The organism is Wandonia sp., from assembly GCF_984588085.1.
This window is the reverse complement of record NZ_CFIGVI010000037.1, coordinates 1-20,728: the sequence shown is the minus strand read 5'-3', so window position 1 is coordinate 20,728 and position 20,728 is coordinate 1. Positions and strand designations below refer to the sequence as shown.

Sequence of the window (20,728 nt, the reverse complement as noted above, 5' to 3'; positions counted from 1 at the left end):
AGTATTCTGTCACTATCAGTAAGCGGACAGGCTCCTGCACTGCCTTCTGTTGAATCTGTATTTAAACAGTATCAGGCGGGGAATACATTTGTAAGTAAATCCTTACGGGAGAAGTATCTTATTGCAAACCCTGCTGCCTGCAAATTTGAAATGCAACAGAATGCATCGGCTGACTCACCCGTCAAAAGTGAGTGGAATGTATTTAAATCAAATCAGGGATACCGTCTTAACTGGTATTGGCCGGAGGACAGAGCTACTGTAACGTTTAAAGTAACAACACCACCTAATAAAGAAGGGGTAAAGTATGTCCTTCCATTGGTTGTTGAATATTCAAGGATAAAGAGTTCGGTTTTGCAGAATAGCTGGAGTTATTATTCCTGGCACTTTGGAAATCCCTGGCAGGTTGAAGGAGGAAAAGAAGACGCACTATTCTATGAATTGCTGGTTGCTTCACTTTTACAGATGGAAGGGCATCCAGCGGCTTACAGTAGAGAAATGGACATTCAATTGGTAGAACCGTTTACTTCTATTTCAAAGATTGAAAAGTCAGAACGTCCGGAAAGGAGAGAGAGTTATTCGGATAAGGAGTCTGTTATTCGGCAGTATGTGTTGACTGGTGAGACCATTGAATATGATACCCCGGCAGAGGAAGAAGCAATCGCGAAAGAAAATTACACAAACAGTAAAGGCTATATTGAAGTTGTTTTCGAAAGAAGTGTAAACAAAGCGCAGCGGGGTGATTGGACCTTTGTCGGTTTTGAAGGAGGACCCGGTAATACAATTGAACACGGCACTCCCACAGGAGATAAAAACCTGTACAAAACAGCAGGAGCATTTGGATTTCGGGAAGTATATCAAAAGGAGAAACAACCTGCAGAAATACCTTATTTTTCAGAAGTCTATAAGGAAGTATATATAAAAAGTGCCAAAGAAGCGTTTGCGGATTTCTTTTTAGGTAAACCGGACGCAGAGGAGAAGATAAAAGCATTTATTGTTCCGGGTGGGGATGAAATTATCAAAGCGTTTAAAGAACAGGCTGATAAATTGAAGAATACGTTTGTCGAGTTGAAGCCGGGAGATAATCACCCGGGAGTTGACATTGCCATTTCCGGAATTTCGTTTGGAAAAGTTGCTGAGAGAGGAAAAATGTACTTTAACCTTCAGGGAAAACGTAAAGGGTATGGAGGAGATAAAAGTGTAAAGAAAAAATACCAGGAAGCGGGTATGTCCAAAGAAGCGTTGAGTAAGTTTGAAGCGCAATTTGATTATCAGGAAACAATTTACCTGAAACTTGTCGAGTTTGAGGGGAGAATACTGATCAGCGAAGCTCCGGTATTTACACAGATAATAGACTTCTGATAAACGTATCGGGAGGTTTCTGTGTTGTGTTTTTTCGCAATAAGGGTAAGACTGAGGACTTCGTGTTCTCAGTCTTATCCTGTTTTAGCGTTTATCTACAAATTTCAGAGGTTTTCTTACTTCTTCGGGGAACTTTAGTTTGCGTAGGGTTTGTTTGTCTGTAAACTTGAGTTCGGGCATCATACGTAGTGAAGATTTCAGACGGACGGATAGATTTTCAGCCTTAGCGATGTGTTTATTATCAATAAGAATTGTAATGTGATCGTTGGAGTAATCTCCCAATGAGATTTCAAGAATATAATCCGGTTCGGGAATTACTTTCTCAACAGCATCGTAAATAGCAGAAGGAAATATTGTGGTTCCTTTTACTTTTAGCATTTGATTTTTACGTCCGATTACAGGGCCTAGTCGCGGAGTGGTTCGCCCACAACTACAGGGTTCAGAAAAATAGTGACAAACATCTCCTGTCTTATACCGAACCAGTGGCATTGCTTCTACTCCTAAAGTTGTTATTACGACTTCACCAGGTTCTCCGTTTTTGACATGATTTCCTTTTTCATCTAATACTTCAAGAAAAATGAGTTCTGAGGGCATGTGTCCACCTTTTCCCGCCTGACATTCGGTAAATGCAGTGGCCATTTCGGTAGAAGCATAAGTGGAGTAGAGTTCTACATCCCATCTTGAGCAGATCGCTTTTCCGAGTTCGTTCAATTCTAATTGCTCGTTGCGTAGCGGTTGACCGATACAAATGATTTTTTGTACAGAACTGTTTTTATAATCAATTCCGTTTTGTTCGGCATAATCAATCAGATCAGGGATGAAACTTGGAATTGCAATAAGAACTGTTGGCTTGAAACGTAAAATGGAATCCCATTGGAGAGGAATTCCTCCCGGACCATTTCGTACAATTCCTGCACCTATTTTTTGAATACCAAGGTAATAAGCTAATCCGGCCATGAAACGTTTGTCAATTGTTGTCATGAGCTGAAAAACATCTTCACTTCCTGCGCCTGTACATAACATGGATAGTGCCTCATTGTAAGCCAGTCTGTCCAGATCTCTTCGTGATTGATAAGATGCTATCGGGCGTCCGGTAGTTCCGGATGTTGTGGTAAAGTCAGCTACATCCGTAAGTGGAATACATAAAAAATCTTCGTTGTATTTTGCGAGATCTGCTTTGGTTGTCAAAGGAAGTTTTTGAAAGTCCTCCAATGAATGAATTGAATGAACATGGATCGAATTTTCTGCAAACAGGTTTTTGTAGTAGGTGGAATTTTCAGAAACATAGTACAGTAATTGCTTTAACTTTTCAAGTTGAGCAGTTTGAATTACTGACGAAGTTTTGAAATCAATTTCCGGATATGTGTTCAATACATTCATTACGTAGTTTCTCGATAGATTTTTGTTCCTTCAAAGAGGCTTGCTCCTTAGTAAGGGCAATGTCCAGATAATCAACTGCTTTTTTACAGTCTCCTTTGGATTTGTAGAATTCGGCCAGCGTCATATACGTGACATAACTTTCCGGATTATAACGAATGAACTCTTGTTCCTTATCAGGGGTCAGCGAATATTCTTTTCCGAGGAAATAATCTTCAAAGAGTAATTGTTTGATAGTTTTCCATTGATTGAAAGCTCCAAAGTCAGTAGTCTGAATGAAAGCATCTTCCGGAATAGAAAGTGAATCGATAGTGATCGGAGATGTATGGGTAAGTGTTTCTGTATTGAAAATTGTTGCGAGATCGTAACAGACAAATTTTCCCATTTGATAAGGAGAAGTTGATACCCAAAGGCGCATCTTTTCAGGTTCGAAGATAATTCCGTGATGGGCAATAAACTGATTGATCGATTTAGGATTGCCATACCCAATGAATTGATCGTTCAATCCCTCTTTATTGCGTAATATTCCTGCTGCTTTGACAGGTGTAAGGGGGAATTGCTCATTAATCAGTTGCTGCATGCGGTCGTATCTGAACTTGGAGTCAGATTCTCTGATGTTTTCCTGATTATACTCATCTTTTTTGAAAGCTTCCGATTGATAATGGTTGGAGCAAATAATAAGCTCATCAGCTGTTTCAAACACATCCATTGCTTGTGGCGCCTTCTCAATTAAAATTGTCTTTTTTTCCGAAGCAGAAGAAACCATAAATGTTTCAGAAACGAACACATCACGTTTTTTAACAATCTCGATAGCTTCTTCCGTTGTCGCAGCATACTGAAGAATTTCGCGGGTAAGCAGAGAAATAGGCATTTTGGATACTGTAGGGAGATGCGATTTCGCAGCATTAATCGTTACAGAGATTCCCTTTTCATTCATTCCCGATACCGCTCCCATCATACCGGCCCACGAATAGGAAACATAACCATATCCTTCGCTTGGTTTCATTATAGTAAGAACCTTCTCACGGGCAAAATTATCACCCATGTAGAAATCAAAGTTTCTCCCGACCAGCATTGATCCGTCTTCTGTATATTCTCCTTTTGCAGAAAAAGAAGTGCATCCGACTACTGCATAATCGTTAAGGGCATGACCAATGTCGTGCGCTGCATGATAATTGAGAATACGATCAAATTTGCCGGCAAGGTTATCGTAACTGTCCGAAAAAGAGAACGAAACACCGTAGATTTCTGAAAGGAACTCCTGGGGAATATACTCATCCAGATCGCGATTAAAGAAAGCGATCATCACCATCAGAAACTTTCTGAACCCTGCTGAAGGAACCATTTTCTCAATCTGGTCTATAAAATGATCTTCCTGTAATTGTACAGATTCTTTGATGAGTTGTCCGTAAGCGTATCCTCTCGAAAAGGGAGTCCCTTCCAGATACACGATCCAGTCCGTATCATTACTTTTCTTCGCCCATGAATTTCCAAATGTTCGTACGGAAGAACTTACTTCCTTTCTTTTTTGATGCAGAATATCCGGGTTTTCAATAGGAGGAACATCCAGTACAATCACATAAGAAAACCAAAATGTAATAAAGAAGAGTAGGATAAAGAACCATTCGCTACCAAAAAGGAATAGCTTTTTGACAGTAGATTTTCTCTTGCTTTTTTTTCTATTTCTCCTGTTCGTCATCCAGCTCTGTCGGTTCTTTGATTTTAGGAAGCTCTATTTTACTCTTCTGAATGATGCTTGCAGGAAATTCAGCTATAATTTGTGAGCGAAGCTTTTCTGCCTCCAATTCTGTGCGAAAATTACCAGCCTTAATACTGTAATTAGGAGCTTCATATTGAACATAGGTCTCTGTATCCGGAAAACTGCGTTGGAAGATGTCACGTTGACGGTTAATTTGAGTACGGTCGTTAGAAAAATAAATCTGTACGCGATACCCATCAATTACAACCTTGTATTCTGGTGGTTGGGGGATGGATAAGTGATCAATCAATTTTTGCGTTCGTGGATCTTCTTTGTAGACTACTTTTCCCGGACTTTGTTTGGTCTCTTTGGTAACCGGATAAGTAAGCCAATCCTCATTCTGTGAAAAAACAGTTGAGCAGGTAAAAACTACTGAAAGAATAATAAGTATTGATCTCATGTTTTTCTGTGTTACAATTTTCGTTCCATCCTAAGTAAGGTGTAACCGGCAACAAAATTACTTTTTTTGTCGGAACGTTGGATGTTGTGGCGAAAAGTAATTCATGAAACAGATAGATGGATTTAACATTTTTTTGCGCTTGAAGCATGGGTACAGAAGTGTAAAACATTGACTAGAAATAGGCAATGCAGCTTCACTGTGATTTTAGTTATTTAGAATCGTTTTAAATTACCCGCCAACCGATCTTTTTTGTCATAAAACTGTCAGGGGAATAGCTGTTTCTTCTAAATTTGCGAACAATAAAAAGTATCCGTACTAGCGAACGATAAAGCTTTTATTAATGAAAATGGCTATGAATCAATTAATTGGCAAGACGTCCGGGTTTATTCTGGGGCTTATTGCATTTACTTATGTTTCAGTGACTTCTTTCTCATGGGCAGCCAACGGGGAAGAGTTGTTTACTACACATTGTGCTACCTGTCACAAGGTGCTGGAGAGCAGTACCGGTCCTAAGTTGCAAGGCGTTCGGGCTAAATGGGAGGAAGGCGGAGCATTAGAAGGTTCGCTTCATGAATGGGTGCGTGACTGGAGTGTTGCTGCAGCTAAGGATCCGTATGCGGCATCTGTTGCTACCTGGTCACCAACAGCGATGTCTAAGTTTGGATTTTTGAAAGATGATGAAATTGAGGCGATATTTGATTATGCCGATAATTATACTGCTCCTGTCGCCGCTGGTGGTACTGGGGCTGCTGGTGGAGATATGGCTTCCGGACCAGTAGAGGAAGAGTCTAATTCATGGGTTTGGATTTTGATCGGAATTGTTTTCGTGGGTATTATCTTGGCAGTCGGAGGTGTTCGTCGCCAATTGAAATATGCTACGGTTGAGAATGAAACCGGTACCGCTCCTGCTGAAGAGAGCTATGGAGATGAGATTCGTTCATGGGCGTTTAAAAACAGAAAGTTTGTAGGAATTATTGTGTTGGTTGTGGTTATGTCAGGTCTGGTATACGGATACCTGGCGTTGAATACGGTAGGGGTTTATCATAACTACCAACCTTCGCAGCCAATTGAATTCCCTCATGATATTCACGCCGGTGTTAACGGTATCGATTGTAAGTATTGTCACAACTCAGTGGAACGCTCAAGAACGGCTGGTATTCCTACAGTGAATGTTTGTATGAACTGTCACAAAGGAGTGAAAGGGAAAGACGATGCGCAAAAAGAAAAGATTGCAAAAATCTATGCAGCGGCTGGATTTGATCCGGAAGGTCCGGGGTCTTACACAGGTGAAACCGATCCTATTGTTTGGAATAAGGTACACGTTTTACCGGATCACGTTTACTTTAATCACAAGCAGCACGTTCTTGTAGGTGGTCTTGATTGTAAGCAGTGTCATGGAGATATGACGAAAGAGAAAACGGCAAGAGTTGTTCCGGTTGAAGAGTTGTCAGCAATAGAAGGAAATATTAAACTTACACGCCCTACTTTAACAATGGGTTGGTGTATCGAGTGTCATGGTGAGAAAGAAATTTCGAACGGTCCTGTAAATACAGTTGGTTCAGGTTACTATGACGAGATTCACCGTCGACTTATGGATAATGATAAAGAATTATACCAGAAGTATTTGAAAGATGATAAAGTGACCGTTAAGGAACTTGGTGGTTGGGAATGTGCGAAGTGTCACTATTAATAACATTTGAAGGTCAATAGAAATATGGGAATGACAGAGAATAATCCGAAAGATCTTGCAGCAGTGAATGCAAAACCTGAGTACTTCGAGTCTCGTGGTGAAATCGCACCTCAAGAACTTAGTGTTGATGAATTCTTGGCAGATGAAAAGCTAAGAGAAGCATCAACAGATCGTCGTGACTTTTTAAAGTTTCTGGGATTCAGTGTGGCAGCAGCGACACTTGCAGCTTGTGAAGCTCCGGTTACTAAAGCGATACCATACGTTACAAAACCTGAGGATGTTACTCCCGGGGTGGCGAATTGGTACGCATCTACTTATTACGATGGTAATTCTTACGCTTCAATTTTAGTGAAGACACGCGAAGGGCGTCCTATTCATATTAAAGGTAATCGCGACTTCGGGATTACTTACGGAGGACTTACTCCTGAAATGGCGGCTTCTGTTTTGACACTTTACGATGGAGAACGTCTTAAGAATCCATTGAAAAACGGAGCAGAAACTACCTGGTCTGAAGTAGATGGAGACATTAAAAAATCACTTGGAGCGATCAAGTCGAAGAACGGAAAAATCACAATCGTTTCGAATACAATCATCAGTCCTTCGACACTTCGTGTTATTTCTGATTTCTCGGCAGAATACGGTAATGTTGAACACATCCAGTATGATGCGGTATCGTATGACGGAATTCGTCAGGCGAATAAAGATAGTTTCGGGATGGATGTTATTCCTTCCTACGATTTTGCGAAGGCAGATACAATTGTTTCTGTTGGAGCTGACTTCCTGAATGGTTGGTTGCTTGCTAATGCATATTCTGTTGAGTATGCGAAGAACAGAAAACCCGAAGCGGGAAAAATGTCCAAGCACTTCCAGTTTGAGGCAAATATGTCTATGGCGGGTGCGAATGCAGATTACCGGGGAATGGTTAAGCCTTCACAGTATGCTGCTGTTTTAGCTGCAATAGCTGAAGGAGTAGGAGCTGGAAAAGTTGCCGGTGTTGATACATCTGCCGTAAAGGGGATGGTAGAAGTGAAGGAAGCTGTTAAAGCTTTGAAATCGAGTAGAAGTAAATCATTAGTGGTTTGTGGATCAAACAACAAAGCACTTCAGATTATCACGAATAAGATTAACCACGCACTGGGTGCGTATACGACAACTATCAATCTGAACAATCCTGTTGCGATGTTTAAATCGGAAGAGGCGAAGATGATGAAGTTTGTTAAAGACGTGCTGGCAGGGAAAGGTCCGGATGCAGTCATCTTCTACGGAACGAATCCTGTTTACACAACACCAAACGGAGCTAAATTGTCAGAGGCTATTTCAAAAATAGGTCTTTCTGTTTCAACTGCTTCCTGGAATGATGAAACTGCTGCGAACTGTCAATACGTTTGTCCTGATCATCATGCATTAGAGACATGGAACGATTACGCTCCGGTGAAAAATCATTACGGAATTGCACAGCCAACTATCAAGCCTTTGCACAATACAGCGTCGGCGCAAGAGTCATTCCTTGTATGGGCAGGTAAAGCAAACCGTAAAGGAAGAGAAAGTAAAGTTTACTTTGATTATATACGTACTATCTGGGAACAGGAAGGATTTACACGTCAAACAGAGTTTGCTGATTTCCATACATTCTGGAATAAGTCAGTACACGATAGTGCGATGACTGTCCCTGCTGAGGCTCCATCATCTCCTGAATTTGCTGCTTCTCTTAACGGACTTGCAGGTAAATTGCCAAAAGGTGGTGATGTAGAAGTAGTACTGTATCAAAAAGCATCAATGGGTATTGGTCTTCAGGCCGGAAACCCATGGTTGCAGGAAATGCCGGATTCACTTTCTAAAGTAACATGGGATAACTATATCACCATGAACTACAAAGAAGCGAAGGATGCAGGTTACAATGTAAAGATGGATCAGGAACATGGAGCTACATTGGCGAGTGTTACTGTTGGAAATGAAACATTCGAATTGCCTGTGATTGCTACTCCTGGACAAGCGTCTGGTACAATAGGTATAGCACTTGGTTACGGACGTGGAGAAAATGGAGAAAAAATAGGTAAAGCAGCATTCCGTACGAAAGAATACGGAGGATACGAAATGGAAGAGGGTAAACGTGCTTCTATTGGTAAGAATGCTTTCCGACTGATTGATATTTCTGCCGGGTATATGTCGTATGATGTTGTTGGTTCTGTGAAAAAGATCGGAGGAAACTACCCGATTGCAGCAACACAGTTCCAGTTGACAGCTATGGGACGTTCTTCTATTGTTAGAGAAACAACGCTTGATATTTTCAATAAGAAGAATGAAACAGCATATAACCCACCACATATGCTTACAACGCACCATGGTAAGGAGCATGTAAGTAAATTTGATTTGTGGACTTCTCATCCGGTTGAACATGTTGGGCACCGTTGGGCGCTTTCTATCGACTTAAACTCGTGTTTAGGATGTGGAACATGTCTAATTGCCTGTCAGTCTGAAAACAACGTTCCGGTTGTTGGTAAGGATGAAGTAAGACGTGGACGTGAGATGGCGTGGTTGCGTATTGACCGTTATTACAAGTCAGAAGATGAATTAGCTGTTGGTACGAAGAAAGAAGAATTCTCGTACGGAGCATTAGAAGATAATATTGAAGAAAATCCTTCGGTAGTATTTATGCCGATGATGTGTCAGCACTGTAATCACGCACCATGTGAGACAGTATGTCCGGTTGCGGCGACTAACCACTCGAACGAAGGATTGAACCAAATGGCTTATAACCGTTGTATCGGTACACGTTACTGTGCGAACAACTGTCCGTACAAAGTACGTCGATTCAACTGGTTTAATTATCCTGCATATAAGAAGTTTACAGAAATCAACCCTGCTCAGGATGATCTTGGACGTATGGTGTTGAACCCTGATGTAACTGTCCGTACACGTGGTGTAATGGAAAAATGTTCACTTTGTGTTCAGAAAATTCAGGAAGGTAAACTTGTAGCGAAAGCAGAAGGAAGACCCGTTAAGGATGGTGATGTAACGGTTGCATGTGCTGATGCTTGTGCTACAAATGCTATCACAATTGGAGACTGGAACGATACGCATTCGGAAGTACGCGGTGCTTCAGAAGGTAAGCGTGCATATCAGGCACTGGAAGAGATTGGTGTGAAACCAAATATCTGGTACCAGGTTAAAGTTCGTAACCATGACAATGCCGGGTTGGATGCTGCTCAGGTAGAAAAGGATTACGCTCATCACGGTAGTGAAGGGCATGGAAATGAAGGTCATCATTAATAACAATATTTTTTAAAATAAATTGTAATGCACAAGGAATCCGCGATTAGAGAGCCCCTGATTTTAGGCCACAAGACGTATCACGATATTACAGATGACGTTTGCAAGCCTATCGAGGACAAGGCACCCAAAATGTGGTATGTATTATTTACGATTGCCGCAATTATTGGACTATACGGAGTAGGTACAATACTTTATCTTCTGGGTACAGGTATCGGAGTTTGGGGATTGAACAAAACCGTTGGTTGGGCCTGGGATATTACCAACTTTGTATGGTGGGTAGGTATTGGTCACGCCGGAACACTTATTTCTGCAGTACTTCTTTTGTTCCGTCAGAAATGGAGAATGGCGATTAACCGTTCTGCTGAAGCGATGACAATCTTCGCTGTATTTATGGCAGGGCTTTTCCCTCTGATTCACATGGGACGTATCTGGATGGCTTATTGGGTACTTCCGTTACCTAACCAGTTCGGATCGCTTTGGGTGAACTTTAACTCACCACTTCTTTGGGACGTATTCGCGATTTCAACGTATCTTTCTGTATCAGTTGTTTTCTGGTATATTGGATTGATTCCTGACTTTGCTACTTTACGGGATCGTGTTAAGAATCCGCTATCTAAGAAAATGTATACTTTGATGGCTTTCGGATGGTCAGGAAGAGCAAAACACTGGAATCGTTTTGAATTGGTTTCACTTGTACTTGCCGGTGTTGCTACACCACTTGTATTCTCGGTACACTCGATTGTATCTTTTGACTTTGCAACTTCAGTTATTCCGGGATGGCACACCACGATTTTCCCTCCTTACTTCGTTGCGGGAGCGGTATTCTCAGGTTTTGCGATGGTACAGACACTGATGTTGGTTATGCGTAAAGCAATGCATCTTGAGGCATACATTCATACAAGACACGTAGAATACATGAATATTGTAATCATGGTAACCGGTTCGATAGTTGGGGTGGCATACCTTACAGAGCTTTTCGTATCATGGTATTCCGGAGTTGAGTACGAATCATACGCATTTATTAACCGTTTCTCCGGACCATACTGGTGGGCTTACTGGTCGATGATGACCTGTAACGTAATCTCTCCGCAGTTGATGTGGTTCAAGAAGTTAAGAAGAAGTTTGTTGTTTACATTCATCATTTCGATTGTAGTAAACATCGGTATGTGGTTTGAGCGTTTTGTAATTATCGTAACATCAATTCACAGAGATTACCTTCCATCTTCTTGGAGTATGTTCTACCCGACACACATTGATATCGGAATCTTTGTAGGAACTATCGGATTGTTCTTTGTTTTCTTCTTGTTGTTTGCACGTTTCTTCCCGGTATTACCATTGAACGAGCTTAAGACAATTCTGAAGTCTTCAGGAGAATCATACAAAAATCAGTCGGACGACCATGCACATGGTCATGAAAGTAATAATCATTAATGAAGCACAGACATGGCGGATAAAGTATTATATGCAATGTATGACGACGACGATGTACTAAAAGATGGTGCAAAGAAGTTGGTCGCAAAAGGTGTCAGAATCGCAGAGGTATTCTCTCCATTCCCGATTCACGGTATTGACCCAATAATCGGTGTAAAACAGACACGTTTAGGAATCATGTCCTTCATTTATGGTCTTACTGGTCTTACGCTTGCTACGATCGGTATGCGTTACTTCATGATTGATGACTGGCCGATGAATATTGGTGGTAAACCAAACGGAACGTATTTGGAGAATATGCTCGCTTTTATTCCGATTACGTTTGAGTTTACAGTTCTTTGTGCTGCTCACGGAATGTCAATTACGTATTTGTTGCGTAACAAAACATTGCCAGGTATGAAGGCGGATAACCCTGATCCTAGAACGACAGATGACAAGTTTGTTATGGAGCTACGTTTGTCTGAAAATGCTCAGTTTTCTGAGGATGAATTACAGGCGATGCTGAAGGAAACGGGAATTATTGAATTAGATCAAAAAGAATTAAAATAGTTTGCCATGAAGAAAACTTTAAAGGCAATAGCTACACTAACATTGTCCATGTCTGCGGGAGTGATCCTTTTCTCTTCCTGTAGTTCAAATGCAGATAGTCCGTATTATGAATACATGCCAGACATGTATCGTTCACCTGCAATTGAACCGTATGTGGATTATGGAGAGGTAAGAGAACGTTATGATGAAAACCGTGCTTTGACTCAGTCGGCAATGACTCCTCCGGTAGGGACAATTCCTTACCATGGAACAGATAAAAAGCATGTACTAATGATGCTTCCTTATCACCGTCTTGCTGATCAGGGAATGGATATGTCTCACGGGCACTACGGAAGTGAATTGAGTGATTCACTGGGTAGAGAGTACGAATTGGCAGCAAAGGATATGAATCCCGTTCTGATTGATGCAGATAATGCCAAAGAAGTATTGGATAAGGGAAAGAAATTGTACGCGAAATTCTGTCAGCACTGTCATGGTGAAAAAGGAGATGGAAAAGGGCCGATGGTTGAATCGGGAGCTTACTCCGGAGTACCAAATTACGGAACACTTACCATAGCAGATGGACAAATGTTCTACTCTATTTACTACGGAAAAGGTTTGATGGGAGCACATGCTTCGTTGTTGAATAAAGAAGAAATCTGGAATGTAATTCATTACATAAACAAACTTCAGAATGACAAGTATCCGGAGTCTGAGTCTGTTGAAGACGAGGGAGAGGTAACGGAAGATGCAGAAGGAGATGTTCAGGATGATAACCAGGTGGCAGGATAATTAACTATAAGAAAGTACAAAAAAGCACAGCGATGGAATTTAGTATTTCAAATAAGTCAAAAAAACTTGTTCTCGGATTGATATCAATTGGAGCACTGTTAGCAATTGTCGGAGTCTTCACGATGGGTGAAGGAGAGGACAAATTTCAGCGAATCATGGCGAACTTTCTGATTGACGGGTTCTTCTTTTTCGCAATAGCTTTGGGAGCTTTGTTCTTCCTTGCTTTACAGTATGCCACAGAAACAGGTTGGTACGCTTATGTAAAGAGAGTTATTGAAGGTGTTGCAGGTTATATCCCGGTGGGGGCAATTATATTGTTAATTGTTTTTGTAGTACTTTCTTTAACACACGGAGGTCACATCTATATTTGGATGGATCCGGATACAGTGGCGAATGATCATATTATTCAGAATAAATCAGCTTATCTGAATATTCCTTTCTTTCTGATCAGAACAGTAATTTATCTTGCGGTATATTATATTTTCTATCGTGGATTCCGTCAGCGTTCACTTTTGGAGGACCAAGTAGGAGGTACTGACATTCACTTTAAGAATTATCGTAAAGGAGCTACTTTCCTTGTTCTTTTCGCTGTGTTTAGTTCAACATCTTCATGGGACTGGATCATGTCAATTGATGTACACTGGTTCTCTACATTGTTCGGATGGTATGTTTTTGCCGGAATGTGGACTTCTACGATGGTTGTTCTGGTAATATTGACATTACACCTTAAGAAGAACGGGTACTTACCGAAAGTAAATGATAGTCATATTCATGACCTTGGAAAATGGACATTTGCGACTTCTTTCCTTTGGTCTTACCTATGGTTCTCACAGTTTATGTTGATCTGGTACTCGAATATGGGAGAAGAGGTAATTTATTACCAACAACGAATAGAGGACTTTAAATTGCTTTACTTCACAATGTTTATTATCAACTTTGCACTTCCTATGCTTATGTTGATGTCGCGTGAAGCAAAACGTAATTCTGGAATTCTTACATTTGTAGGTTTGGTAATTTTAGTTTTCCACTGGGTAGATGTATACATGATGGTAGTGCCGGGATCAATCGGAAGTGGTGCATCGATTTCTTTCTTTGAGGTCGGATTGTTCCTTCTGTTTGCTGGAGTGTTCATATATGTTGTGTTGAACGCATTAACAAAAGCTCCTCTTACGCCGGTGAATCACCCGTTCCTGGATGAGAGTATTCATCATGAAATTTAAGATTTAGTAAAAAAACCGAATAAATAAGGAAGAATGAAGTTCATAGCACTTATCGTAATCGTTTTAGGAATCATTGCTGTAGCGCAATTGATGCGGGTTTACGAATTGACCTCGAAGCTGCGTAATCGTCGCGAGGAGGAAATTGAATTGAGAGATAACAAGATGAATGCAAATCTAATGTTGCTGTTCATGTTTATCTTCTTCGGGTCTTTTTTGTGGATGGTAGCTCGCTATGGTGCAGGAGGAATTCCTGTAGCAGCTTCTGTCGAGGGTGTAGGATATGACAGTTTGATGGGATTGAATTTGATTATTATTTTATTAGTTTTCTTCCTTACGAACGGGTTATTGTTCTGGTTTGCCTATAAGTATTACAAAAAACCGGGTGTTAAGGCATATTGGTATCCTCATAATAACAAACTGGAACTTTTATGGACAGTTGTTCCTTCTATTGTTCTTGCGGTTATTATTATTCTTGGACTGAAAAACTGGAATGAGAGACAAGGAGCTTCTGGAGAGGATGCAATCAGAGTAGAGTTATATTCAAAACAGTTTGACTGGACAGTACGTTATGCAGGAGAAGACAATGTTTTGGGTAAATTTGACTACAAACTAATCAACGGAAATAACCCGTTAGGATTGGCTACGCGTAATACAATTGATGCACGTGTTCAGGAAATGGATAGCTTGATTAAAGCTGCGGAGAAACGCATTAATAATCCGGATAATATTTTCTCGGTTGAGTCTTTGGAAAAGCTGCGTGGAGATTTGGCAAGTAAAGAACGAATTTATCTTCGTTTGAAACAATTACAAAATCTGCACAATGATAGTCTTGATGTTTATGCATACGATGATATTGTAAAACCGTCAAATACAAAGTTGGTATTGTGTAAAGGTAGAGAGTATGAATTCAGCTTCCGTGCTGAAGATATCATACATAGTGCTTTCTTCCCTCATTTCCGTGCGCAGATAAACACTGTACCTGGAATGGTGACACGTATGAAGTTTACACCATCTATGACTACAGAAGAGATGCGTAAAGAGTTGAATGATGATGATTTCCAGTATATTTTGATGTGTAACAAAATTTGTGGTGCATCGCACTCAAATATGAAGTTGTTTGTCGAAGTATTGGATGAAGCACAATACAATGAGTGGTGGACGCAGGAAATTGCTGAAAACACATTTAAGAAATAAGATTAATTATACTAACAAATAAATTTTAGAAAATGGCAGTTGGAGCTCACGAAGCACACGGACATCACGAAGAGAATTTTGTTTCAAAATATATCTTTAGTCACGACCATAAAATGATCTCAAAGCAGTTCTTGTTAACTGCGGTGTTCATGGGAGTGGTAGCGATGTTATTATCTATTTTGTTCCGTATTCAATTAGGTTGGCCGGAAGAAAGTTCGGATTTCTTGCATGCATTTCTAGGAGATCGATGGGCACCGGATGGTATCCTGGATAGAAACATGTACCTTGGTTTGGTAACGATGCACGGTACGATCATGGTATTCTTCCTTCTGACAGGAGGTTTGTCAGGAACGTTCTCTAACTTGCTGATCCCTTACCAGATTGGTGCACGTGATATGGCATCCGGATTCATGAACATGCTTTCTTACTGGTTGTTCTTCCTTTCTTCTGCAATAATGATTATATCGTTATTTATTGAGACAGGACCTGCAATGGCCGGATGGACAGTTTATCCACCTTTATCGGCATTACCACAGGCTGTTCCTGGTTCAGGATTAGGAATGACTCTTTGGTTGACTTCGATGGCAATCTTTATCGCATCATCATTGATCGGTTCATTGAACTACATTGTAACTGTTTTGAATTTACGTACAAAAGGAATGCACATGACAAGAATGCCGCTTACAATCTGGGCATTCTTTGTAACAGCAGTTCTTGGTCTGCTTTCTTTCCCTGTTCTTTTCTCTGCAGCGCTTCTGTTGATCATGGACAGATCTATGGGAACATCATTCTATTTGAGCGATATTATTGTAGGTGGTGAAATGCTTGATAATACCGGAGGTTCTCCGTTATTATACCAACACTTGTTCTGGTTCCTTGGACACCCGGAGGTATACATTGTACTTCTTCCTGCTTTGGGACTTTCTTCGGAGATTATTTCTACGAATTCGCGTAAGCCTATTTTCGGATATCGTGCAATGATCGGTTCTATTCTTGCGATCGGTTTCCTTTCCTTTATAGTATGGGGTCACCATATGTTCGTTACAGGAATGAACCCATTCTTAGGAAGTGTCTTCGTGTTTACGACACTACTGATTGCGATTCCATCAGCAGTTAAAGTATTTAACTACCTGACAACGCTGTGGAGAGGTTCTATCGTTTATACTCCGGCCATGTTGTTTGCCGTGGGTATGGTATCAACCTTTATTACTGGGGGAGTTACAGGTATTATTCTTGCTGATTCAGCACTTGATATTGCTGTCCACGACACCTATTTTGTTGTTGCGCACTTCCACGTTGTAATGGGAATGTCGGCGGTATTTGGAATGTTTGCGGGGGTTTATCACTGGTTCCCTAAGATGTATGGAAAAATGATGAACACAAGATTGGGATATGTTCACTTCTGGACAACTCTTATTTCAGGATATGGAGTATTTTTCCCAATGCACTTTGTTGGAATTGCAGGGGCACCACGTCGTTACTATGATTACTCAGTATACGAAACATTCGATGCGAACCAATTCGAGATTATTTTTGAATTGAATCAAATTATCTCGGTGTTTGCTATTCTTGGTGGATTTGCTCAGCTGATTTTCCTTTATAATTTCTTCTATAGTATTTACAGAGGACCTAAAGCAGTTCAAAACCCATGGAAGTCAAATACACTGGAGTGGACTACACCGGTTGAACATATTCACGGAAACTGGCCGGGAGCTCTTCCTGAAGTACACAGATGGCCTTACGATTATAGTAAGCCTGGTGCTGAAGAGGATTTTATCCCTCAGATAGTACCTTTGGCAGAAGGTGAAGAAGAACATTAATTTCTGAAAATGTATATAATTGAAACCCGTAACTCTGAAAGAGTGCGGGTTTTTTTATTCATTTTTCTTTTTTATCTTTCAGTTTAAATTGATTTGATTACTACTATATTTGTTTGATAATGAAACTACTGCTTATTGACGATTTTCTTGATTTTACTGCAGAAGAGCTTTTGGTTGACCGGGAAGAAGTGTATGCAGATATGCCGTTCAGAGAAATCAGAACCTGGAGTTCTTTAAATGCATTGGTATTCATTTCCCGCATAAGTGATGAAATGAATGTGTTGGTTTCATCTTCGGATTTGGCAGGGTGCACTACATTAAAGGATATTTATGAACTCATTAAAGCAGTTGAATAATGGGATACTTCACTACTCGTAATACCTGTATAAAGGGAGTAGTTTCTGGTGTTCCTGAGTATACAGAAGATAATCTGATTCTGGAACTGATCGCAGAGGAAGAAAGAGAACCTTTAGTCAAGCATACGGGAATCCGTTTTAGAAGAATTGTCGAGGATAGATCACTTTCTATTGAACAATTTTTCACCCCTTTGGTTGAAAAACTTCTGCGAGAGCTGAATTGGGAAAAGGAAACTATCGATGTTTTGATTTGTGTTACGCAAAATCAGTTTAATGCAATTCCGTCGGTAGCTTGTAAACTGCACGAACTTCTGGATTTGGAGGAAAAAGTGTTTTGTTACGATATTAATTCCGGCTGTTCGGGCTTCGTATATGGTCTTTATACGGTAAATCAGGTACTGTCCGGTTTATCAGGTGATTATGCCCGGGCTGTTTTATGTTGTGGAGATATTTCCTCTTTCCTGACGGAGGAGACAGACAAAGCAGTTCGGCCGGTTTTTTCGGATGCTGTCTCCGTTGTGGGGATTGAAAGGTCAGAATCTGCTGGTGAATCGTCAGATATGCATTTTAATCTTGAAACATTCGGTAAAGGTCGTAATGCGATATATACAGACATAGGAAAAGATGGTAAGACTTATATGCGGTTGAATGGGATCGACATATTTAATTATTCTGTAAAACATGTTCCTGGAAATATAGAGGGATTGCTGGAGCATTTTTCTGTTGATAAAGAGGATGTTGGTTTGTATTTTTTCCATCAGGCTAATAAAGTAATTAATGAAGCAGTACGGAGAAAACTATCTGTTCCTCTTAAAAAAGTACCCTCTACATTATATGATTATGGTAATACGGCCTCAGCAAGCATCCCGGTTACAATTGGAGTAGTAGGGGAACAACTGGATAGTGAGAAGTGGACACTATTGAGTGGTTTTGGTGTTGGTTTTTCAATTGCATCAGTGGTTTTGAAGCTAAATCCTGAGATATGTTTCCCCCCGTTTTCGTTGAAACTATAGTGTATGAAGGATATTGACATAGTAATTCCCGTATATAATGCTGAAGCGAACATCCCTGATCTGCTGCTAAGTTTAGAGAAATGGTCGGCTAATGTATCTGCCAATGTACACTTTATATTTGTGGATGACGCAAGTGTAGATAACAGTTTTCAATGTCTTGTCGATAAATTGCGTGAGATCAAAAACTTTTCTTTTGAAGTAATTCAACTATCAAAAAATTATGGTCAACATACTGCAACTGCTGTTGGGTTTTCCTTTTCTTCTTCTTCTCTTGTAGGTACTATGGATGATGACTTACAACAGAATCCGGAAGATTTTGATGTTATGATAGAGAAGATGGACCGGGACGATCTTGATCTTGTTTATGGAACGTACGGTGATAAGGCTCATGCAGCGGGTCGAAACCTTGGCAGTAAAATGTTAAAAAGGCTGATGGGATATTCAGATATTGATTATTCGATAGTAACTTCTTTTCGCTTGATGAAGTCTGAGGTTATTGAGGGATTTAAACTGTCGGTATCTCCTGTTGTCTTTCTGGATGAATTTTTACTCAGAAATGCTTCTGCTATTGAAAGTTGTAAGGTGAGTCATGCAAAACGAGCTAATGGAGAATCAAATTATTCAACCTGGAAACTGATTCGTTTTGCGATCCAGATTCTTATTTTACATTCGCCATTACCCTTGAAAATAATTACACGTTTTGGGTTACTAATGTCTATTGTCTTTTTCGTTATCGGTTGCTATTATATCTACGCTAAATTTGCTTTTGGCTCTGAGCTCGGTTTTACATCGCTTATTGTATCGATCTTTTTTTCTACGGGTATGATTTTGCTTTCACTGGGTATTATTGGTGAATATATCCGGAGACTCTGGGTGGCTCAGAAGAATTTTGACAGAGTGTTGATCAGGAAGAAATGTTGAGACTGAAAGGGAATAATTTAGTGCTGGAATCCTTAACGCCGGAAACTGCTGAACTTGTCAGAGTATGGAGAAATTCCGTCCCTATCAGGAGTCAAATGGAGTATCAGGATGTAATTAGTGAGAGAGAACAGATGAAATGGCTGTCTTCAGTCACAAATGACGAAAACCGGTATTTCCTGATCAGATATAACGAGGTACCGATAGGAATGATTCATCTGGCGCATATTGATAGAGTAGAGAGAATGGCTGATACCGGTCTATTTATAGGAGAGGTATCCTATTCCGGTACGGGAATTGCGTTGGAAGCTTCTTTGTTGCTATTACATTTTGCGTTTGAAGAATTGGGTTTGAAAAAAGTATATGCAAAAATAAAGAAGGGTAATCAACAGGCAGAAAATTATAATGAATTTCTTGGATTCATAAGAGAAGGGGAGTATAGCCCGGGTTTTGGAAAATGGAAATTGACGGAGAAGAATTTCCGTATAAAAGAACCGAAACTGATGAAACTACTTCAATTGATTTAACGTTGGAGGATTCGCCATCTGATTTCATCAAGTAACATTTTTACTCTTTGGAAGAGATTCTTTCCTTCAAGTTGTAAATAAGTCCTTGTAAATAGTGAAGGGTTAAGAACCCATTTTACCGATCGTTCATACCAGGGACGATTTCCATAAGGAAACTTTTTCAACTCAAATTTAGAGGCTAATTGTGGTCTGATTTTCTCGAAGTATTCTTTTCTGTTATGATGATAATACGGATTCTTTTTTCTGGGAACCAAAACATCCGTTCCCAGATGAAAAGTTAAGTGTTCATCAAGTATAAAAACCGGTTTCTCAGCAAAAGCAGATAAATTGTGGATGAGTGTGACTTCCAGAAATGATATACCGATACAAATAGTACCAAGTTTGAATTTATCGAATAGATCACGCTTGAAAACAAAGCAGTCAAAACCCGGGTGCGACCTGCCAAGCTCACCATACATTTCCGGAAGGTTTTCGATTCCTTTATAATCGGGTCTGATTCGTCTTCGATTAATTACAATAGCATCATGCCCGTTTTCAATCAGTTGAACCACACGATCGTAGAAATGTGGCATAAGGGCAATGTCAACATTTGTGTAGATTATATACTGTTCATCTGTTTCAAGATATACTTTTTCCAGAATATCATGAATCAGTGGTAATTTTTTCCCCCTTAATTCGGTATTCACAGTTAAAATACTTTTTTCGAGGTGCGAGAGTTGTGTAAATTCGGGGGGTATTACTTCCGTATCTTCTTCAAATTGCGTTGTGTAAAGTGTTATCTGATTTGTAAATTTCGAAAATTGACGCGCTCTTATCATTGACTCGAATGTAACGGGTTGTGCTACAAATAAGTCAGAATCTTCTCCGGTTTTTACGGGATTAACGATATGTGCAAGGTTGATCACAAATTAACTTTTCGTACTAGATGTAGTAAAACTACAAATTTTTTATTTTGAACGGGTTAATTTTTTTGAGGGGGCAGCCCCTCTTGGGTGAAAGTTACATTTTTGTATATATTTGTCAGCTAAGTGTTTACAAGGGGATTTCTGCGTTTTTATTTAACGGTAATTA

Annotated in this window: 17 protein-coding genes; 13 read left to right on the top strand and 4 right to left on the bottom strand. The window is 40.1% G+C overall.

Features of this window, described 5'->3' with window-relative positions; all coding sequences use genetic code 11:
• Positions 1–1,359: hypothetical protein (locus tag AC4PL9_RS12085; protein WP_491605003.1), on the top strand; the 1,359-nt coding region annotated here is incomplete at its 5' end.
• Positions 1,360–1,443: 84 nt separating this feature from the next.
• Here AC4PL9_RS12085 and flxY read toward each other — a convergent pair.
• From flxY to AC4PL9_RS12070, 3 genes are read right to left on the bottom strand one after another with little or no spacing between them, the layout of a single operon-like run.
• The gene (gene flxY, locus AC4PL9_RS12080) at positions 1,444–2,739 is read right to left on the bottom strand and encodes a flexirubin biosynthesis putative acyl-CoA ligase FlxY (protein WP_491605002.1); all 1,296 of its coding nucleotides are present in this window, start codon (positions 2,737–2,739) and stop codon (positions 1,444–1,446) included.
• Positions 2,708–4,435: a C45 family autoproteolytic acyltransferase/hydrolase gene (locus AC4PL9_RS12075; protein WP_491605001.1), complete on the bottom strand. Its 1,728-nt coding sequence runs from the start codon at positions 4,433–4,435 to the stop codon at positions 2,708–2,710. Before AC4PL9_RS12075 ends, flxY begins: the two co-directional genes overlap by 32 nt.
• A complete protein-coding gene (locus AC4PL9_RS12070; RefSeq protein ID WP_491605000.1) occupies positions 4,416–4,895 on the bottom strand; it encodes an SPOR domain-containing protein in 480 nt (159 codons plus the stop codon). The genes AC4PL9_RS12075 and AC4PL9_RS12070 overlap by 20 nt, the downstream gene beginning before the upstream one ends.
• 352 nt (positions 4,896–5,247) lie before the next feature.
• Between AC4PL9_RS12070 and AC4PL9_RS12065 the strand changes: the two genes are divergently transcribed.
• From AC4PL9_RS12065 to AC4PL9_RS12010, 12 genes are all read left to right on the top strand, one after another.
• Positions 5,248–6,585, top strand: a complete 1,338-nt coding sequence (locus AC4PL9_RS12065) for a cytochrome c3 family protein (RefSeq protein WP_491604999.1) — start codon at positions 5,248–5,250, stop codon at positions 6,583–6,585.
• A gap of 30 nt (positions 6,586–6,615) precedes the next feature.
• Positions 6,616–9,855, top strand: a complete 3,240-nt coding sequence (locus tag AC4PL9_RS12060) for a 4Fe-4S dicluster domain-containing protein (protein WP_491604998.1) — start codon at positions 6,616–6,618, stop codon at positions 9,853–9,855.
• A gap of 27 nt (positions 9,856–9,882) precedes the next feature.
• Positions 9,883–11,289: an NrfD/PsrC family molybdoenzyme membrane anchor subunit gene (gene nrfD / locus AC4PL9_RS12055; protein ID WP_343790641.1), complete on the top strand. Its 1,407-nt coding sequence runs from the start codon at positions 9,883–9,885 to the stop codon at positions 11,287–11,289.
• A 12-nt stretch (positions 11,290–11,301) separates the two neighbouring features.
• Positions 11,302–11,838, top strand: a complete 537-nt coding sequence (locus tag AC4PL9_RS12050) for a DUF3341 domain-containing protein (protein ID WP_343790638.1) — start codon at positions 11,302–11,304, stop codon at positions 11,836–11,838.
• Between the two features lie 6 nt (positions 11,839–11,844).
• The gene (locus tag AC4PL9_RS12045; RefSeq protein ID WP_491604997.1) at positions 11,845–12,609 is read left to right on the top strand and encodes a c-type cytochrome; all 765 of its coding nucleotides are present in this window, start codon (positions 11,845–11,847) and stop codon (positions 12,607–12,609) included.
• A 32-nt stretch (positions 12,610–12,641) separates the two neighbouring features.
• Positions 12,642–13,829: a quinol:cytochrome C oxidoreductase gene (locus tag AC4PL9_RS12040; RefSeq protein WP_491604996.1), complete on the top strand. Its 1,188-nt coding sequence runs from the start codon at positions 12,642–12,644 to the stop codon at positions 13,827–13,829.
• A 33-nt stretch (positions 13,830–13,862) separates the two neighbouring features.
• Positions 13,863–15,023, top strand: a complete 1,161-nt coding sequence (locus AC4PL9_RS12035) for a cytochrome c oxidase subunit II (RefSeq protein ID WP_491604995.1) — start codon at positions 13,863–13,865, stop codon at positions 15,021–15,023.
• A gap of 32 nt (positions 15,024–15,055) precedes the next feature.
• Positions 15,056–16,843, top strand: coding sequence for a cytochrome c oxidase subunit I (locus AC4PL9_RS12030; protein ID WP_491604994.1), 1,788 nt, complete (start codon positions 15,056–15,058; stop codon positions 16,841–16,843).
• A 119-nt stretch (positions 16,844–16,962) separates the two neighbouring features.
• Positions 16,963–17,199: a phosphopantetheine-binding protein gene (locus tag AC4PL9_RS12025; protein ID WP_491604993.1), complete on the top strand. Its 237-nt coding sequence runs from the start codon at positions 16,963–16,965 to the stop codon at positions 17,197–17,199.
• On the top strand, positions 17,199–18,212 hold the full coding sequence (locus tag AC4PL9_RS12020; protein ID WP_491604992.1) for a ketoacyl-ACP synthase III: 1,014 nt from the start codon (positions 17,199–17,201) through the stop codon (positions 18,210–18,212). The genes AC4PL9_RS12025 and AC4PL9_RS12020 overlap by 1 nt, the downstream gene beginning before the upstream one ends.
• 3 nt (positions 18,213–18,215) lie before the next feature.
• Complete coding sequence (locus AC4PL9_RS12015; RefSeq protein WP_491604991.1) at positions 18,216–19,133, top strand: glycosyltransferase; 918 nt, start codon at positions 18,216–18,218, stop codon at positions 19,131–19,133.
• Positions 19,127–19,657: a GNAT family N-acetyltransferase gene (locus AC4PL9_RS12010; protein ID WP_491604990.1), complete on the top strand. Its 531-nt coding sequence runs from the start codon at positions 19,127–19,129 to the stop codon at positions 19,655–19,657. The genes AC4PL9_RS12015 and AC4PL9_RS12010 overlap by 7 nt, the downstream gene beginning before the upstream one ends.
• On the opposite strand, the gene AC4PL9_RS12005 is transcribed toward AC4PL9_RS12010, so the two are convergent.
• Entirely contained in the window at positions 19,654–20,562 is a 909-nt protein-coding gene (locus tag AC4PL9_RS12005) for a hypothetical protein (RefSeq protein WP_491604989.1), read from the bottom strand. The two genes, AC4PL9_RS12010 and AC4PL9_RS12005, sit on opposite strands and share 4 nt — an antisense overlap.
• Positions 20,563–20,728 lie beyond the last annotated feature (166 nt).

Excerpts from the sequence above, each read along its gene's own strand:
- AC4PL9_RS12070 (WP_491605000.1), bottom strand. The coding sequence starts at position 4,895 with ATGAGATCAATACTTATTATTCTTTCAGTAGTTTTTACCTGCTCAACT.
- AC4PL9_RS12065 (WP_491604999.1), top strand. The coding sequence starts at position 5,248 with ATGAATCAATTAATTGGCAAGACGTCCGGGTTTATTCTGGGGCTTATT.
- flxY (WP_491605002.1), bottom strand. The coding sequence starts at position 2,739 with ATGAATGTATTGAACACATATCCGGAAATTGATTTCAAAACTTCGTCA.
- AC4PL9_RS12060 (WP_491604998.1), top strand. The coding sequence starts at position 6,616 with ATGACAGAGAATAATCCGAAAGATCTTGCAGCAGTGAATGCAAAACCT.
- AC4PL9_RS12020 (WP_491604992.1), top strand. The coding sequence starts at position 17,199 with ATGGGATACTTCACTACTCGTAATACCTGTATAAAGGGAGTAGTTTCT.
- nrfD (WP_343790641.1), top strand. The coding sequence starts at position 9,883 with ATGCACAAGGAATCCGCGATTAGAGAGCCCCTGATTTTAGGCCACAAG.
- AC4PL9_RS12030 (WP_491604994.1), top strand. The coding sequence starts at position 15,056 with ATGGCAGTTGGAGCTCACGAAGCACACGGACATCACGAAGAGAATTTT.
- AC4PL9_RS12035 (WP_491604995.1), top strand. The coding sequence starts at position 13,863 with ATGAAGTTCATAGCACTTATCGTAATCGTTTTAGGAATCATTGCTGTA.
- AC4PL9_RS12075 (WP_491605001.1), bottom strand. The coding sequence starts at position 4,435 with ATGACGAACAGGAGAAATAGAAAAAAAAGCAAGAGAAAATCTACTGTC.
- AC4PL9_RS12045 (WP_491604997.1), top strand. The coding sequence starts at position 11,845 with ATGAAGAAAACTTTAAAGGCAATAGCTACACTAACATTGTCCATGTCT.
- AC4PL9_RS12040 (WP_491604996.1), top strand. The coding sequence starts at position 12,642 with ATGGAATTTAGTATTTCAAATAAGTCAAAAAAACTTGTTCTCGGATTG.
- AC4PL9_RS12050 (WP_343790638.1), top strand. The coding sequence starts at position 11,302 with ATGGCGGATAAAGTATTATATGCAATGTATGACGACGACGATGTACTA.
- AC4PL9_RS12010 (WP_491604990.1), top strand. The coding sequence starts at position 19,127 with ATGTTGAGACTGAAAGGGAATAATTTAGTGCTGGAATCCTTAACGCCG.
- AC4PL9_RS12025 (WP_491604993.1), top strand. The coding sequence starts at position 16,963 with ATGAAACTACTGCTTATTGACGATTTTCTTGATTTTACTGCAGAAGAG.
- AC4PL9_RS12015 (WP_491604991.1), top strand. The coding sequence starts at position 18,216 with ATGAAGGATATTGACATAGTAATTCCCGTATATAATGCTGAAGCGAAC.